The sequence below is a fragment of the Aeromonas sp. QDB25 genome, assembly GCF_027707725.1.
Classification (GTDB): Bacteria; Pseudomonadota; Gammaproteobacteria; order Enterobacterales; family Aeromonadaceae; genus Aeromonas; species Aeromonas caviae.
In genome coordinates this window covers 1-15,659 of the sequence record NZ_JAPCIZ010000028.1, presented here as the reverse complement: position 1 = coordinate 15,659, position 15,659 = coordinate 1, and the positions used below count along the sequence as shown (strand labels likewise).

15 protein-coding genes are annotated in these 15,659 nt (G+C 63.4%); 8 read left to right on the top strand and 7 right to left on the bottom strand.

Annotated features, from left to right (window positions below; genetic code table 11):
* The first annotated feature begins 12 nt into the window (after positions 1-12).
* The 5 genes from PG883_RS11650 to PG883_RS11630 all read left to right on the top strand — a co-directional run bounded on the left by PG883_RS11650 (position 13) and on the right by PG883_RS11630 (position 4,941).
* Entirely contained in the window at positions 13-1,611 is a 1,599-nt protein-coding gene (locus PG883_RS11650) for an ABC transporter substrate-binding protein (RefSeq protein ID WP_202007148.1), read from the top strand.
* A complete protein-coding gene (locus tag PG883_RS11645; RefSeq protein WP_202007146.1) occupies positions 1,596-2,600 on the top strand; it encodes an ABC transporter permease in 1,005 nt (334 codons plus the stop codon). The genes PG883_RS11650 and PG883_RS11645 overlap by 16 nt, the downstream gene beginning before the upstream one ends.
* The gene (locus PG883_RS11640; RefSeq protein ID WP_202007144.1) at positions 2,590-3,408 is read left to right on the top strand and encodes an ABC transporter permease; all 819 of its coding nucleotides are present in this window, start codon (positions 2,590-2,592) and stop codon (positions 3,406-3,408) included. The genes PG883_RS11645 and PG883_RS11640 overlap by 11 nt, the downstream gene beginning before the upstream one ends.
* A gap of 103 nt (positions 3,409-3,511) precedes the next feature.
* A complete protein-coding gene (locus PG883_RS11635; RefSeq protein WP_202007143.1) occupies positions 3,512-4,300 on the top strand; it encodes an ATP-binding cassette domain-containing protein in 789 nt (262 codons plus the stop codon).
* The gene (locus PG883_RS11630; protein ID WP_202007140.1) at positions 4,300-4,941 is read left to right on the top strand and encodes an ATP-binding cassette domain-containing protein; all 642 of its coding nucleotides are present in this window, start codon (positions 4,300-4,302) and stop codon (positions 4,939-4,941) included. The genes PG883_RS11635 and PG883_RS11630 overlap by 1 nt, the downstream gene beginning before the upstream one ends.
* Before the next feature lie 391 nt (positions 4,942-5,332).
* Here PG883_RS11630 and hypB read toward each other — a convergent pair whose 3' ends face one another.
* Entirely contained in the window at positions 5,333-6,127 is a 795-nt protein-coding gene (gene hypB, locus PG883_RS11625; protein ID WP_257707170.1) for a hydrogenase nickel incorporation protein HypB, read from the bottom strand.
* Here hypB and PG883_RS11620 point away from each other — a divergent pair.
* Positions 6,020-6,364: a hypothetical protein gene (locus PG883_RS11620; RefSeq protein ID WP_257707169.1), complete on the top strand. Its 345-nt coding sequence runs from the start codon at positions 6,020-6,022 to the stop codon at positions 6,362-6,364. The two genes, hypB and PG883_RS11620, sit on opposite strands and share 108 nt — an antisense overlap.
* On the opposite strand, the gene hypA is transcribed toward PG883_RS11620, so the two are convergent.
* From hypA to hypF, 5 genes are all read right to left on the bottom strand, one after another.
* Entirely contained in the window at positions 6,342-6,683 is a 342-nt protein-coding gene (gene hypA / locus PG883_RS11615) for a hydrogenase maturation nickel metallochaperone HypA (protein WP_202007138.1), read from the bottom strand. The two genes, PG883_RS11620 and hypA, sit on opposite strands and share 23 nt — an antisense overlap.
* 69 nt (positions 6,684-6,752) lie before the next feature.
* The gene (hypE, locus tag PG883_RS11610) at positions 6,753-7,757 is read right to left on the bottom strand and encodes a hydrogenase expression/formation protein HypE (protein ID WP_202007136.1); all 1,005 of its coding nucleotides are present in this window, start codon (positions 7,755-7,757) and stop codon (positions 6,753-6,755) included.
* Complete coding sequence (hypD, locus tag PG883_RS11605; RefSeq protein ID WP_236758334.1) at positions 7,754-8,872, bottom strand: hydrogenase formation protein HypD; 1,119 nt, start codon at positions 8,870-8,872, stop codon at positions 7,754-7,756. The genes hypE and hypD overlap by 4 nt, the downstream gene beginning before the upstream one ends.
* Complete coding sequence (locus PG883_RS11600) at positions 8,866-9,117, bottom strand: HypC/HybG/HupF family hydrogenase formation chaperone (protein WP_202007132.1); 252 nt, start codon at positions 9,115-9,117, stop codon at positions 8,866-8,868. The genes hypD and PG883_RS11600 overlap by 7 nt, the downstream gene beginning before the upstream one ends.
* Positions 9,118-9,122: 5 nt before the next feature.
* Positions 9,123-11,534 (bottom strand): carbamoyltransferase HypF, encoded by a 2,412-nt coding sequence (hypF, locus tag PG883_RS11595; RefSeq protein ID WP_202007130.1) that lies wholly within the window; start codon positions 11,532-11,534, stop codon positions 9,123-9,125.
* Between the two features lie 745 nt (positions 11,535-12,279).
* Between hypF and recR the strand changes: the two genes are divergently transcribed.
* The gene (gene recR, locus PG883_RS11590) at positions 12,280-12,882 is read left to right on the top strand and encodes a recombination mediator RecR (protein WP_202007128.1); all 603 of its coding nucleotides are present in this window, start codon (positions 12,280-12,282) and stop codon (positions 12,880-12,882) included.
* A 708-nt stretch (positions 12,883-13,590) separates the two neighbouring features.
* A complete protein-coding gene (htpG, locus tag PG883_RS11585) occupies positions 13,591-15,504 on the top strand; it encodes a molecular chaperone HtpG (RefSeq protein WP_052815088.1) in 1,914 nt (637 codons plus the stop codon).
* Between the two features lie 47 nt (positions 15,505-15,551).
* On the opposite strand, the gene PG883_RS11580 is transcribed toward htpG, so the two are convergent.
* The coding region (locus PG883_RS11580; RefSeq protein WP_160838777.1) for a transposase at positions 15,552-15,659 on the bottom strand (108 nt) is incomplete at its 5' end.

The following is a 15,659-nucleotide window of genomic DNA, read 5'->3' as shown; positions in this document are numbered from 1 at the left end:
ACAAGGAGTTTCATGACCATCCCATTCTTTGGCCGTCGCAGTGGGCTCGCGGCCGCTGTGCTGGCCCTGCTCTCGGGCGGCCTCTCTCTCGCCGTGCTGGCTGCCCAGCCCGTCCCCGCCGAACTCACGCTCGCCATCGGCGATGAACCTACCGAAGGGTTCGATCCCCTGCTCGGCTGGAGCCACGGCAGCCATCTGCTGCTGCACAGCCCGCTGCTCAAACAAAACGCCGACCTCGGCTGGCAGAATGTGCTGACCCAATCTGTGACCCCGAACCAGGATGGCAAGGGGTGGCTTATCCGCCTCAAGCCGGATCTGACATTCTCCAACGGCGCGCCGCTCACCGCCGAAGACGTGGCCTTTACCTACAACAGCGCAGCCCGGGGTGGCGGCAAGATCGACATGGGCAACTTTGTCTCTGCCAAGGTGCTCTCGCCTACCGACGTTGCCATCAGCTTGAGCGCCCCCCAGAGCACCTTCGTCAATGTGCTGGGGTCGCTCGGGATAGTGTCGAAGCAGGATTACGATCCCAAGCGCTATGCCCGCGAGCCGGTCGGTGCCGGCCCTTACCGGCTGGTGAGCTTCCTGCCCGGCCAGCAGCTGGTGGTGGAGGCCAACCCCCATTACGCCGGCGGCAGCAATGACTTCAAGCGACTGGTGTTTGTCTTTATCGATGAAGAGAGCGCCTATGCCGCCGCCCGGAGCAGCCAGCTCGACCTGGTGCGCATCGCCCCGTCGCTGGCGCCCACCGTACCCGACACCCTCAAGCTGTGGGTGCGGCCGAGCGTGGAGAACCGCGGCATCGTCTTCCCCATTCCGCCTGCGGGCGGCAAGGATGCCAAGGGTTATCCCATCGGCAACGACGTGACCTCGGACGTGGCGGTGCGCCGCGCCATCAACTACGCCATCGACCGCAAGCTGCTGGCCGATCAACTGCTGGAAGGGCATGCCATCCCGGCTTACAGCGCGGTAGAAGGCTTGCCCTGGCTGAATAAAGCCACCGCCTTCAAGGATGGGGATGTCGTCCACGCCAACGCCCTGCTCGACGAGGCAGGCTGGAAGATGGGGAGCGACGGCGTTCGTCACAAGGGCTCCTTGCGCGCCGCCTTTACCCTCTGGTACACCAGCGGCGACAGCACCCGCCGGGATCTGGCGGAAGCGGTGCGGGCCATGCTGGGGCCCATCGGCCTCGAGGTGAGCCTCAAGTCCGGCAGCTGGGAGCAGGTGGAGCGCGAGATGCACGCCAATCCGGTGCTGATGGGGTGGGGGAGTCTGGATCCCATGGAGCTCTATCACCACTACCAGAGCGGCTCCGCCGGGGTGGAGTTCTACAACCCGGGTTATTACCAGAATCCGGTGGTGGATGGCCACCTCAAGCAGGCGCTGGATGCCCCCGATTGGCAGGCGGCCGTGCCGTTCTGGCAGCAGGTGGAGTGGGACGGCAAGACCGGAGCCGGGGTGCAGGGAGATGCGGCCTGGGCCTGGCTGCTCAACGTGCAGCACACCTATCTCGCCAACCGTTGCATCGACCTTGGCAAGGGGGCGCCGGAAATTCACGGTAGCTGGTCTTTGCTGGGCAACCTGCAGGATTGGCGGTGGACGTGCCGCTAAGTTCGTCCACCACGATGACTGCCACTCTGAAAGCCCTGCTGCGTTTGGCAGGGCTGCTCTGTCTGGTCTCTGTTGCCACCTTTGTGCTGCTGAGCTACTCCCCCATCGATCCCATCAAGGCCTATATCGGCAACGATCTGCTCCATGTGCCGCCCGAGCAGTACGCTCGCATCGCCGCTCGCTGGGGGCTGGATCAGCCGCTCTGGTTGCGTTACTGGCACTGGTTTAGCCAGGTGCTGCGGGGAGATCTCGGTTACTCCATGCTCTACAACGCGCCGGTGAGCGAGGTGATAGGTCAGCGCTTTGCCGCCTCCTTCCTGCTGCTGGCGGGGGCCTGGCTGCTCTCCGGTTTTTTCGGCATTCTGCTTGGGCTCTGCGCCGGTCGCTATCTCAACCGCTGGCCCGATCGCCTGATCTGCCGCTTTGCCTACCTGCTCGCCTCTTTGCCCACCTTCTGGGTCGGCCTCTTGCTGCTGGCGCTGTTTGCGGTGCACTGGCCCTTGTTGCCGGTCTGCTGCGCCTGGACGCCGGGCCTCGCTGCCGATGAGGCGCACTGGTCGATGCGCTTGCGCCATCTGCTGCTGCCGGTCACAACCCTGGCCCTGCTGGGGCTTGGCAATATCGCACTGCATACCCGGGAGCGGGTGGCCGAGGTGCTGGCGAGCGATTTTATTCGCTACGCCCGCGCCCAGGGAGATGGCGGCTGGCCCATGCTGCGCTTTCACGTGCTGCGCCACGCCCTGACCCCGGCGCTCTGCCTGCAGTTTGCCTCTCTGGGGGAACTGATTGGCGGATCGCTCTTGGCAGAGAAGGTCTTCTCCTACCCGGGGCTGGGCCAGGCCACAGTCGATGCGGGGCTCAGGGGCGATATCCCCCTGCTGATGGGCATAGTGCTCTTCTGCACCCTGCTGGTCTTTTTTGGCAACACGGTTGCCAGTTTGCTGCTGGCCCGCATCAACCGGGGCTGGGAGGGTGTGCATGCTGTTTAATCCGCTCCCCTCCTTGCTGCGTCTGGGCGTTGCGCTGATCTGCCTGCTGCTGCTGGCCAGCTATGGCTGGAGCCTCTCTCATCAGGATGTGCCGATGGATCTTCTGGCCCGCCAGCAGCCACCCTCGCCGGCTCACTGGTTCGGTACCGATCAGATGGGGCGGGATCTCTGGCTGCGGGCCTTTCAGGGCACCCTCACCAGTCTGGAGCTGGGGATCAGCACGGCCCTTTGCAGCGGCCTGCTGGCCATGGTGGCGGCGAGCATCTCGCTTATTCATCCCAGGTGCGATGCGGCGGTGCGCCTGGTGATCGATGCCATGCTGGCGCTGCCCCATATGCTGCTGTTGATCCTGATCTGCTTTACCGTGGGTGGCGGCATGCGCGGGGTGATCCTGGCGGTGGCGCTCACCCACTGGCCCAAACTGGCGCTCATTCTCCGCGCCGAGGCGCGGCGCATCGCCTGCAGCGACTACGTGGTGCTGGCGCGCTGTCAGGGGATGGGAGCGCTGCGGCGCTGGCGTACCCACCTGCTGCCGGGGCTCTTGCCCCAGTGGTTTATCGGCACCCTGCTGATGTTCCCCCACGCGGTGCTGCACAGCGCGGCGCTGAGCTTCCTCGGCTTTGGCCTGGCGGCCCACGAGGCTTCCCTTGGCCTGCTGCTGGCCGATGCTCTGCGCTATCTGGCCGGCGGCGGCTGGTGGTTGGCCCTTTTCCCCGGTCTGATGCTGCTGACGTTGGTCCTGCTGTTTGATCAGGCTACCCGCGCCCTGCAACAACTCTGGTTTGGGTTTGGGGGAGATACATGCTGAGTTTTGAAAGCGCCATCTGGCGTCAGCACAGTCTGGCTGGTGCTGCTGTTCGCTCAGATGACTCGCGGGCCCTGCAACAGCTGCAGTGGCACAGGGGTGAACCATGCTGAGTTTTGACCAGGTAACCATAGAGGCGGCCCACTACTCCTGGCTGGGGCGGCGCAGCTGGCAGCCTTTGCTGACCGATATCAGCCTGCAACTGGCGCCGGGGGAGATAGTGGCGCTGGTGGGGGGGAGCGGCGAGGGCAAGAGCCTGTTGCTGCAAAGCGCCCTAACCCTGCTGCCTGACAATCTGCGCATGCGCGGCACCATCTCCCTTGATGATACTCCTCTGTGCGACGCCAGCCGGGCCGGACTGCGCGGCCACACCCTCTGCTATGTGCCGCAGGGGGTGAGCGCCCTCAATCCGCTGCTGACGGTGGAGCGCCAGCTGGGCCGCGCGGCGCGGCTCTGCGGTCAGAACGCTTCCCGCGAGCGGCTCGGCCAGCAACTGCAGCGCTACCAGCTGCCCGCGGCCACCCTGGACAGATACCCGCGCCAGCTCTCCGGCGGCATGGCCAAGCGCATTCTGGCCTGCACCGCGGCCCTTGGCGGCGCCCGCTACATTCTGGCAGACGAGATCACCGCCTGGCTCGACGAGGGGCTGGCCTGTCTGCTGCTCGGCCAGTTGCGTGAATTGGCCAATCAGGGCAGCGGTATCCTCTGGGTCACCCATGATCTGGCGCTGGCGGCCCGTTTTGCCGATCGCATCGTCGCGCTCCATCAGGGGCAGGTGAGCGACACCCTGAGCTGCCGCCATCTGCGCCAGGGGCAGGGGAGCGAGATGCTCAGAGCCCATTGGCAGGCGCTGCCGGAGTTCAATGCGCTTTTCTCTGTGCCGGAGGTTTCATAATGTTGGAACTACGAAGTCTCACCATTGCCCAGGGGGAACGCCCCCTCTGGCAGGGGCTATCGCTGACGGTGAAAGCGGGCGAGCGGCTCGGCATCTCCGCCCCGAGCGGTTATGGCAAGACCACGCTGGGGCGGGTATTGGCAGGTTGGCAACCGGTTGGGGCAGGCGGGCAGATCCTGCTGGATGGGCAGTCTGTGCCTGAACGGGTAAAAGGCTATCACCCCATCCAGCTGGTGCCCCAGCACCCGGAGCCCACCTTCAATCCCTATCGCACCACCGGGCAGGCGCTGTGGGATGTATGGCGCCCCGATGAGGCCATGCTGGCCCGCTTTATGGTCAAGCCTGAATGGCTCGGTCGTAAACCCGGCCAGCTCTCCGGTGGTGAGCTGGCCCGCATCGCGCTGCTGCGCGCCCTCGATCCTCGCACCCGGTTGCTGATTGCCGACGAGGTGACCGCCCAGCTGGATCCGCAGATTCAGCGCCAGCTCTGGCGGGAGTTGATGGTTGAATGCGGGCAGCGCGGGCTCGCCATGCTTGTCTTCAGTCACCAGCAGGCACTGCTGCGCCAGATCTGCCATCGGGTGCTGCGCTTTGGTGAGGGGACGGCTGAGCAGGAGGCGATGGCCCGTAGCGTGGCCTGAGGATTGGCTTCCCCCTCATCCCCAGCCCTTCTCCCGCAAGGGGGGAAGGGAGCAGAAGGTGCCATTTCGCCAGACTCGGGGTTTAGGGTTTGGAGAACCTCTGGGTTTGAAAATATGGCTGGTTGTTATGCTCGAAGCTCCCCTGAGGGGTTTGAGGGCGTCGTATAGTCGCGGCATCCACAAACCGGTTCCCTCTCCCTGGGGAGAGGGTCAGGGTGAGGGGACGCGAGTATGAGGCGTGGGCCATTCGGTATAGAGAGAGAACGCCTGATAAGGTTTGTAGATAAAGAGAGGGAGGCATCAGCCTCCCTCTCTTGTTATCCGCCACTGGTAACGGTATTTAACCGGTTCTGGTTCTGGTTCTGGTTCTGGTTCTGGTTCTGGTTCTGGTTCAGGCCGTGGCCAGCCAGTTAAGCCAGGCATCCATCCCTTCACCCGTGGTGGCGCTGACCTGGATTACCTGAATATAGGGGTTGACCCGTTTGGCGTTCTCGATGCAGCGGGCCACGTCAAAGCTGACATGGGGCAGCAGATCGATCTTGTTGATCACCATCAGCTGGGCGGCGGCAAACATGTCCGGGTATTTCAGCGGCTTCTCTTCCCCCTCGGTGACGGAGAGGATCGCCACCTTGTACTTCTCGCCGAGATCGAAGCTGGCGGGGCAGACCAGATTGCCAACGTTCTCGATAAAGAGGATGCCACCTTGATTGGCGGGCAGCTGGTGGCAGGCGTCGTGAACCATTTTGGCGTCCAGATGGCAGCCCTTGCCGGTGTTGATCTGCACGGCAGGCACGCCGGTGGCACGGATGCGATCCGCATCGGCACTGGTCTGCTGATCCCCCTCGATCACCGCGCAAGGACGCTGCCCTTCGAGTCGGCACAGGGTTTCGCACAGCAAGGTGGTCTTGCCCGATCCCGGGCTCGACACCAGATTCAGCACAAGCTGGTTGGCGGCCTCGAAGTGTTCGCGGTTGTGGGCCGCCAGCGCGTTGTTCTTGGCCAGCACATCCATCTCGATGGCGATCAGCTGGCGCTGCCCCATGCCCGGAACCGACAATCCCGCTTCCCCTTTGCCGTAGTGCAGATCACCCTGCTGATGGTCATGGTCATGGTCATGGTCATGGTCATGAGAGTGGGCATGTTCATGATGAGGGTCGTGGGGGTGATCATGCCCCTCATGGCTTATGGGAGCCCGTACCCCGTGGTAGTGGTGATGGACATCTCCCTGATGGTGATAGTGGTGGTGAATGATCAGGGTGCGCGGCGCACTCTGCTCGTGGTCATGGTGGTGATGGGCGTCATGACCATGTTCATGGTGATGTTCATGTTCGTGATGATGCTCATGATCGTGCACATGGCCGGCGATCCGCGCCTGGCCGCATCCGCATACGCTACACATATCAACTTACCTCGATGTCGGTGATGCGCAGGCTATCACCCTGCGCGACTCGTAATTTGTATCCGCCACACGCGGGGCAGGCCTGCCCGCGCGCGGTGAGGGTGACCGTCTGGTTGCAGTCGTAACACCAGGCCTCTGCCGCCTGGTGCTGAAAGTGAAGCTGGGCGCCTTGGGCCACGGTGCCCTTTGCGGCAGCCTCGAAACAGAAGGCAATGGTGTCGGGGTCGACGCAGGAGAAGCTGCCGACTTCGAGCCAGAGGGCGGTCACCTTGGTAAACCCCCGCTGGGTGGCCTGTTCAGCTGCCAAATCGATGGCAGCCATGGCCAGAGACATTTCGTGCATGGTGGCTCCTTAACCGATAGGGGGAGGAGCAGTGACTCCTCCCTGTAATTGGCTGAACGGCATGGCCGCTCAACAGATCCGCGGCAGCAGCTCCCCCTGCGGCAGCTCCAGATAGCGGCGGCTGCCCCAGGGGTTGCTCAGGATCACCTTGTGGCGATCGCTCGCCTGCACCACGCCGATCTGGCTGGCGGCGGAGTTGAATTGCCGCAAGATGCCCAGCGCGTCCTGCGCCTGTTCGGCAGGCAGGGCCAGCACCATGGTCCCCTCGTTGGCGAGATCATGGGGCTCGAAACCGTAGAGCTCGCACAGGCCACGCACCGGATCGCACACCGGAATGGCGGACTCCTCCAGCTCGATGGCAACACCGGAGGCGCTGCTCCACTCGTTGAGCACGGCGGCAAGGCCACCGCGGGTGGCGTCGCGCAGGGCGTGAGGGGTAATACCAGCTTTAAGCAGCGCTTCGACCTGCGGCCAGAGGGTGGTGCAGTCGCTTTTCAGATCAGAGCCCAGTTGCAGGGCGTCGCGGGCCATCAGAATGCAGGCGCCGTGGCTGCCGATATCCCGCGACACCAGAATGGCGTCACCGGCCTTGAGATTGCGAACCGAGATGCCCCGGCTCTGTTCGGGCAGGGGGAAGGTACCGACCCCGCTGGTGTTGATAAAGATCTTGTCGGCTGCTCCTTTGGGCACCACCTTGGTGTCGCCGCAGACGATGCGGGCGCCGCTCTTGGCAAGCTCTGCGGCCATCGACTCGACGATGCGGGCGAGATCGGCGTAGGGGAAGCCCTCCTCGATGATAAAGCTGCAGCTCAGATACTCGGGTTTGGCCCCCATCATGGCGAGATCGTTGACCGTACCGGCGATGGCCAGCTTGCCGATATCGCCCCCCTCGAAGAAGAGCGGCGAGACGGTAAAGCTGTCGGTGGTGAAGGCAACGGGGCCCTCTACCGGCAGCAGGGCGGCATCTTCACCGCGCAGCAGGATCTCGTTGCCAAAGTGGCGAAAGAAGAGCTGATTGATCAGCTGATTCATCTCCACTCCGCCGCCACCGTGGCTAAGTTGGATTTCTCTCATCGTTCCTGGATCCCCATATATCGGTAGTAAGCATTGCAGGCCCCCTCGGAGCTGACCATGCAGCTGCCCATGGGCTGGGTCGGGGTGCAGCCCCGGCCAAAGACGTTGCACTGGTTCGGTTTGGCCAAGCCGCGCAGGATATCGGCGCACTGGCACGCCTTGTGGTCATCGATGGGAGTCTGATTGAGCGCAAAGTGACGCTCTGCATCGCGCTTAGCAAACGCATCGCGCAGGCGCAGGGCGGAGGCGTTGATATCCCCCAGACCTCGCCAGCGAAAGTGCTCGCGGGTTTCGAAAAAGCGCTCGACCAGCCGCTGGGCGGCTTTATTGCCGCTGGCGGTGACGGCTCGGCTGTACTGCACCTCCAGCGCGTAGCGACCCTCGACCTTCTGGCGCACCATCATCAAAAGCGCCTCCATCACATCCACTGGTTCGAAGCCACTCACCACCACAGGCACCTGATAACGATCGACGATAGGCAGGTAGATATCGGCGCCGGTGATGACGCTGACGTGAGAGGGGCCGATAAAGGCGTTCACCTTGGCAACGCCGTCGGCCATCACCGCATGAATGGCGGGGGGCACCAGCACATGGTTGATATGAAACAGGAGGTTCAGGGCCCCTTGCTCTTCAGTTGCAGCCAGCAAGGCGGCCGTCATCGGGGTGGATGTCTCGAAACCGATGGCGAAGAAGACCACAGTTTTCTCCGGGTTCTCTTTGGCGATGCGCAGGGCGTCGAGGGGGTCATAGACCGGGCGGATATCGCTCCCCTTGGCCCGCTGCTGGGCCAGCGTGCCTTTGGAGCCCGGCACCCGGATCATGTCCCCCAGGGTGACCAGAATGACATTCGGTTGACTCGCCAGTTCGATGGCCTGATCGATGCGCTCTTTGGGCATGATGCAGACCGGGCAGCCGGGACCGTGGACAAACTCGATGCTGGCCGGCAGCAGTTGGTGCAGGCCGTATTTCATGATGGTGTGGGTATGGCCACCGCACACCTCCATCACCCGCAGCGGTTCGGGGAGTAATTTGGCCAGTTCGGTGATCTGGGCGGCGAGGGCGCGGATCACCTCGGGCTCACGAAAGCCCTGAAAGAGGTCATTCAAGGTCAGCATGGCAGCGTCTCTTGTTTGGGCATCAGGGCCACCATCTGGCGGAAGCTCTCGAGGCTGGCCTGCGCCTCCTCCTGGTCAATCTTGCTCATCACAAAGCCGATATGGAGCAGCACATAATCGCCCACCTGGAGGGACTCTTCGAGCAGCATGCAGCTGACGCGCCGCTGCACCCCCAGGGTGTCGACGGTGACGCAGTTATCTTCGGGGTGCAGCTGCACCACCTGAGAGGGGATGGATAGACACATGGATTTCAGGACTCCGACAAGGTGGCACAACCGGCTGTGGCAAGCTGGTGCGCCGCAATATGGTGGATGGCAAACCAGAGCTGACCGGCGGCGATGCCACCGTCATTGAGCGGCAGGGTTTCGCTGGTCAATACCTGCCGGCCGGCGGCTTCGAGCGCGGGCACCAGCTGGTCCATCAGCACCCGGTTTTGAAAGACGCCGCCCCCGAGCGCCACCGGATAGCCGGGGAAGCGCTCGGCAAGGGCAACGGCCAGATTGCTGATGGCGCGGATAAAACCGGCGGCCAGGCTGGCGGTGGCGGTGCCTTGGCGCCGCTCGCTGACAAGGGTATGTATGAGCTCTGCCCACTGGATATGCAGTGGCCCCTCCGCTGATTGGCTGAGATCAAAGGCGAGGGGTAAGGGCTGTTCATCGGGTGCCAGCTGCAAGGCGGCTGCCTCCAGCAAGAGTCCCGCTTCGCCCTCGTAATCCGGGGTGTTGATCACCCCCAAGAGCGCCGCCACCGCATCGAACAGTCGACCGATGGAGCTGGTGTAGGGGGCGTTTCGACCCAGCTGCCAGAGCTGGTGCAGGTTGTTGATCTGCCCAGCGGGCAGTTGCTTGATCGCCGGAATATCGAGGGCGCTGATCTCCTCAGGGCTGTGCGATTCAAACAGTAGCCCCAGCAGCTGGCGCACCGGCTCGCGAATCGCCGCCTCGCCGCCGATCAGCTTGAAAGGTTGGAGGTGGGCTACGCGCGTAAAGCCCTTCACATCGGCCAGCAGCAGCTCGCCGCCCCAGAGGGTGCCGTCATCACCAAGGCCGGTGCCATCGAAGGCAACCCCCAGCACAGGGCCCGTGATGTTGTGCTCGGCCATCACTGCCAGCAGGTGGGCGTGATGGTGCTGCACCTCGAGGTGGGTCGCACCCTGATCATGGCAATAGCGTTTGGCCCACTGATGGCTGAGGTAGCCGGGGTGGCGATCCGAGACCAGCAGTTCTGGCTTGAGATCGTAAAGTTCGCGAAAGGTCGCCAGGGTCTGCTCGAAGTGACCCTGCATCGGCAAACTGTGCAGATCGCCGATATAGGGGCTGTAGATGCGTTGGCGGCCGAAGGCGAGCGCCAGCTGGTTCTTCTGCTGCGCGCCGACCGCCAGCAGCGGCACCTCGACCGCCTGTTGCAGGCTGGGGGTGCAGGGGGCATAGCCCCGGGCGAGGCGCAACGTCTGGCGTCGCCCACCGGCCCACTGCACCAGACTGTCGTCGCAGGGGTGCAGGATGGGGCGGTTGTGATCTAGGATGCCGTCGATCTCGCTGCCGAGTTTCCTGACTACTGCCTCACAGTCGATCAGGATCGGGCTGCCGCGACCATTGGCGCTGGTGGCCACCAGCGGGATGGCGCAGGCGTCCAGCAGCAGCTGATGGAGCGGGGTATAGGGGAGCATGACCCCAAGGTAGGGGATGCCGGGGGCGATCCCCTCGGCCAGCGGCGCCGTTGTCAGTTGGGATTCTGACGGCCGATCATCGCTTTCTCGCTTGCGCAGCAAGGTGATGGGTCTGGCCTGAGAGGCGAGCAGCTGCCACTCGTCTTCGCAGCCGGTGACATGGAGCTTGGCCTTGGCAAGGGAGCCCATCATCACCGCCAGCGGCTTGCGCGCGCGCCGCTTGAGCATTCGTAATCTGGCAACACTCTGTTCATTGCGGGCATCACATATCAGGTGATAACCCCCCATGCCCTTGACCGCGATAAGCTTGCCTGCTTGCAGGGCACGAGCGGTGGCCTGCAGGGCATCCTCGCGCTCGGACAAGGCATCGCCACGGCCATTTCGCCAGCTGAGATGGGGCCCGCACTCGGGGCAGCTCACCGGCTGGGCGTGGTAACGTCTGTCCAGCGGGTTTTCATAGGCCGCCGCACAGCGCGGGCACATGGCAAAGTCTGCCATGGCGGTATGGGGTCTGTCGTAGGGGAGGCGGCGGATAATGGTGTAGCGCGGGCCGCAGTGGGTGCAGTTGGTAAAGGGGTAGTGGTGATGGCGATCGTTGGGATTGGCCACGTCCGTGGCACATGCCTCGCACATTCCCTGATCCGGCGAGATGGCGACCGTGGCCGTGCTCTGCTGCTGGCTCGCTTTAATTCGAAACTGGCCATGAAATTGGCCATCGAAGTCGGGATCATGAGCAAGGGGCAGTTCCCGCTCGCTGAAATGATCGATGCGGCTAAGCGGCGGCGCCAGTTCCCGCAGTTCGCGGGCAAAGCTGGCGAGCTGCTCGGGCGATCCTTCGGCGCCAATGGTGACGCCGTTGGCATCGTTCAACACATAGCCGATGAGGCCGTGGCGCAACGCCAGCCCATAGACGAAGGGGCGAAAACCGACCCCCTGCACGATACCGTCTATATGAAATTCCCGGCGCAGTCGAAGGCGTGTCGACGTGATCATGGCGTCATCCAAAGAGGGGCCAGCGCCCCTCCCTGATAACCGGGGGGCAGGGAACCCTCCCTCATGACAGGGGGGTTGGGGAGGGCCGACAGGGGCGGCCATCCGGCGATCATCCAGGGGGATGTCATGCGATATCGAACTCCCATCTGCTGGCCTGCCGCCACGGCATGGGCCATCGGGTGCAACGAACGGGGGCAACGGGCTGCGTCGCGATAGAAGGGGCGTAGCCTTGACAGGCAGAGGAGGCCCTCGCCCTGTCACGGGGGCCAAGTTTACCGGGGCCCTGGTCCCCAATACCTTGATCTCGCCCCTGTTTGAGTGCCAGATGCGGCGCTTCTTTGCGATCCTGTGAGCCTGCTCCGCCAGCGATCGGCGTGTGAGGGCAGGCGGCGCCGCGCCCCCGGGGCGCTGAACCGGCCCCTGAAGGGGGCAAATCGAGGATGGCGGGGCCAACACGCAAGTTTTTTTGTTTGGTTTTATTTAACGATTGCGGTCAATTGAGTAGAGAAATTGAACACCTTGGGGGCTGTTTTACCCCTTGCGGGGGCTAGCGGGGTCTGCCGGCCCTGAAAAACGGGGCCAGCCCGGTTTCCCGGAGCGTCTCGGCGGCGAGACGCCAGCGGGCGGGATCTGCCATTGGCGGCCCTGGGCTGGTATAGTCCTGCGCCAACAAAAGAGGTTGGAGAGACGGCTTGCCGATGCCCCTGGGGCGGCGCCTCTCTTCGCGGCATCAAAGGATATCCCCATGAAATTCAGTCCCCTGCTCGATGAGATGATGAAGGCGCTGCAGGTCTTGCCGGGCGTGGGCCCCAAGTCCGCCCAGCGCATGGCGTTCACCCTGCTGGAGCGCGAGCGCAGCGGCGGTCTGCGTCTGGCCTCCCTGCTCAACCGGGCGCTCACCGAAATAGGTCATTGCAGCCACTGCCGCACCTTCACCGAGAACGATCGCTGCGAGATCTGCGCCAATCCCAAGCGCGAGGAGAACGGCCTGCTCTGCGTGGTGGAGAGCCCGGCGGACGTGGCCGCCATCGAGCAGACCGGCCAGTTCTCCGGCCGTTACTTCGTGCTGATGGGCCACCTGTCGCCCCTTGACGGCATCGGCCCCGAGGAGCTGGGGCTCGAGATCCTGGAGCGCCGCCTGCAAGAGGAGCAGATCAAGGAGCTGATCCTCGCCACCAACCCCACCATCGAGGGGGATGCCACCGCCTGGTACATCGCCGACATGGCCCGCACCGCCGGGGTGGAGGTGAGCCGCATCGCCCACGGCGTGCCGGTGGGCGGGGAGCTGGAGCTGGTGGATGGCACCACGCTCTCCCACTCCCTGATGGGGCGCCAGCGTCTGAGCTAAAGACGCCACGGACCCCACCCCGGCCCTCCCCTTGGCAGGGGAGGGCGCAATGGATCTTGCCTCACTCCTCCCTTTGGCAGGGGAGAAAGCAACGAACCCCACCCCGGCCCTCCCCTTGGCAGGGGAGGGAGCAATGGATCCTGCCCCACTCCTCTCTTTGGCAGGGGAGAAAGCAACGAACCCCACCCCGGCCCTCCCCTTGATAGGGGAGGAAGCAATGGATCTTGCCCCACTCCTCCCTTTGGCAAGGGAGAAAGCAACGGACCCCACCCCGGCCCTCCCCTTGGCAGGGGAGGGAGCAACGGAGCCCGCCCGATGCCTCCCTTTGGCAGGGAAGAAAGCAGCGGAGCCCGCCCCATGCCTCCCTTTGGCAGAGGAGGGGGCAACGGATCCCACCTCATGCCTCCCCTTGGTAGGGGAGGGAGCAACGCACCCCACCCCGACCCTCCCCTAGGCAGGGGAGAGCAAGGCTGACCCCGCTATTGGCTCCACGCTTGATCCCAATCTGACCCTCCTCGCCAGACAGGGGACGACGGTGCACCTCCCCCTTGTGAAGGGGGAGGCCGGGAGGGGGTTGCCTGTGTGGGCCAAGCGAGGGGCTTGTGTGCAATTTTGCTCTCAAGTTTGCACGCAAGCCCCTTGATATTTGAAAGGCCAACCCCATCTAGCTTGGGAATCTGTTCAACCCGACGTTTTGAGGACTGGTCGATGACCCAAAGTGTTCACGCCGAAACCCACGGCTTTCAGACTGAAGTCAAACAACTGCTGAGCCTGATGGCTCACAGCCTCTACTCCAACAAAGAAGTATTCCTGCGCGAGCTGATTTCCAACGCCTCCGATGCGGCGGACAAGCTGCGCTTCAAGGCGCTTTCCGATGCCTCTTTGTTCGAAAACGACGGCCAGTTGCGCGTGCGCCTGGTGGTGGACAAAGAGAACAAGACCCTGACCATTTCGGACAACGGCATCGGCATGACCCGTGACCAGGTGATCGAGCACCTGGGCACCATCGCCAAGTCCGGCACCGCCGAGTTCTTCAAGCACCTCTCCGGTGACCAGGGCAAGGATTCCCAGCTGATCGGCCAGTTCGGGGTGGGCTTCTACTCCGCCTTCATCGTGGCCGACAAGGTGACCGTGGTCTCCCGCGCCGCCGGCACCGCGCCGGAGCAGGGCGTGCAGTGGGAATCACAAGGGGAAGGCTCCTTCACCGTGGCTGACGTGACCAAAGCCGGTCGCGGCACCGACGTCATCCTGCACCTGCGCAGCGATGAAGAGGAGTTCCTGGACGACTGGCGTCTGCGCTCCGTGGTGAGCAAATACTCCGACCACATCAGTGTGCCGGTGGAAATGTACAAAGAGGGCACGCCGGATCGCGAAGAGGATGGTGAAACCATCGTCGGCACCCCGGGGGAGTGGGAGCAGGTCAACCGCGCCACCGCGCTCTGGACCCGCAACCCGAAGGACATCAAGGACGAGGAGTACCAAGAGTTCTACAAGCACGTCGCCCACGACTTCGAAGATCCGCTCCTGTGGGGTCACAACCGGGTGGAAGGGGCCCAGGAGTACACCAGCCTGCTCTACATCCCGGCCCGCGCGCCGTTCGATCTCTACAACCGCGAACAGAAGCACGGCCTGAAACTCTATGTGCAGCGCGTCTTCATCATGGACGACGCCGAGCAGTTCATGCCGACCTACCTGCGCTTCGTGAAAGGGGTGCTGGACTCCAACGATCTGCCGCTCAACGTCAGCCGTGAAATCCTGCAGGACAACAAGGTGACCGCCTCCCTGCGCAAGGCCTGCTCCAAGCGCGTGCTCACCATGCTCAACAAGCTGGCGAAAGAGGATGGCGAGAAGTACGCCAAGTTCTGGAGCGAGTTCGGCAATGTGCTCAAAGAGGGCCCGGCCGAGGATTACGCCAACCGGGAAGAGATCGCGAAGCTCTTGCGCTTTGCCAGCACCGCCGGTGAGGGCGAAGCCCAGACCGTGTCGCTCGAGGATTACGTTGGCCGCATGAAGGAAGGTCAGCAGAAGATTTACTACATCACCGCCGACTCTTATGCCGCTGCCAAGAACAGCCCGCACCTCGAGATCTTCCGCAAGAAGGGCGTCGAAGTGCTGCTGATGTGGGAGCGGGTGGACGAGTGGCTGATGAGCCACCTGACCGAGTTCGACGGCAAGCAGCTGGTCTCCGTCACCCGTGGCGAACTGGATCTCGGGGATCTGGAAGACGAAGCCTCCAAGCAGGCGCAGGAAGAGGCCGAAAAAGCCAACGCCGGTCTGGTGGAGCGGGTCAAGAAGAGCCTCGGGGAGGCGGTGAAAGAGGTGCGCGTCACCCACCGTCTGACCGACTCGCCGTCCTGCATCGTCACCGACGCCCACGGTATGAGCACCCAGATGATCAAGCTGATGCGCGCCGCCGGTCAGCCGGTGCCGGAGCAGAAGTACATCCTGGAGCTCAACCCCGACCATGCCCTGGTGAAGAAGCTCGGCACCATCGAGGATGAGAGCCTGTTTGGCGAGTGGGTCTCCCTCCTGCACGAGCAGGCCCAGCTGGCGGAGCAGGGTGGCCTCAATGATCCGGCGAGCTTCGTCTCCCGTATCAACCGTCTGCTACTCCAGGCGTGATGTGATTGTGATTGGCCCACTGCATGACAGTGGGCTTTTTTTTTGGTTCATCGCGGCTTTCCGGGGAAGGCCGCCTTGATTTTCAGAAAAAAGTATTCTGAGTCCCTAAATCCATATGCCATGCGCTTTATCACTTTGATCTTGTTGTTCACCCC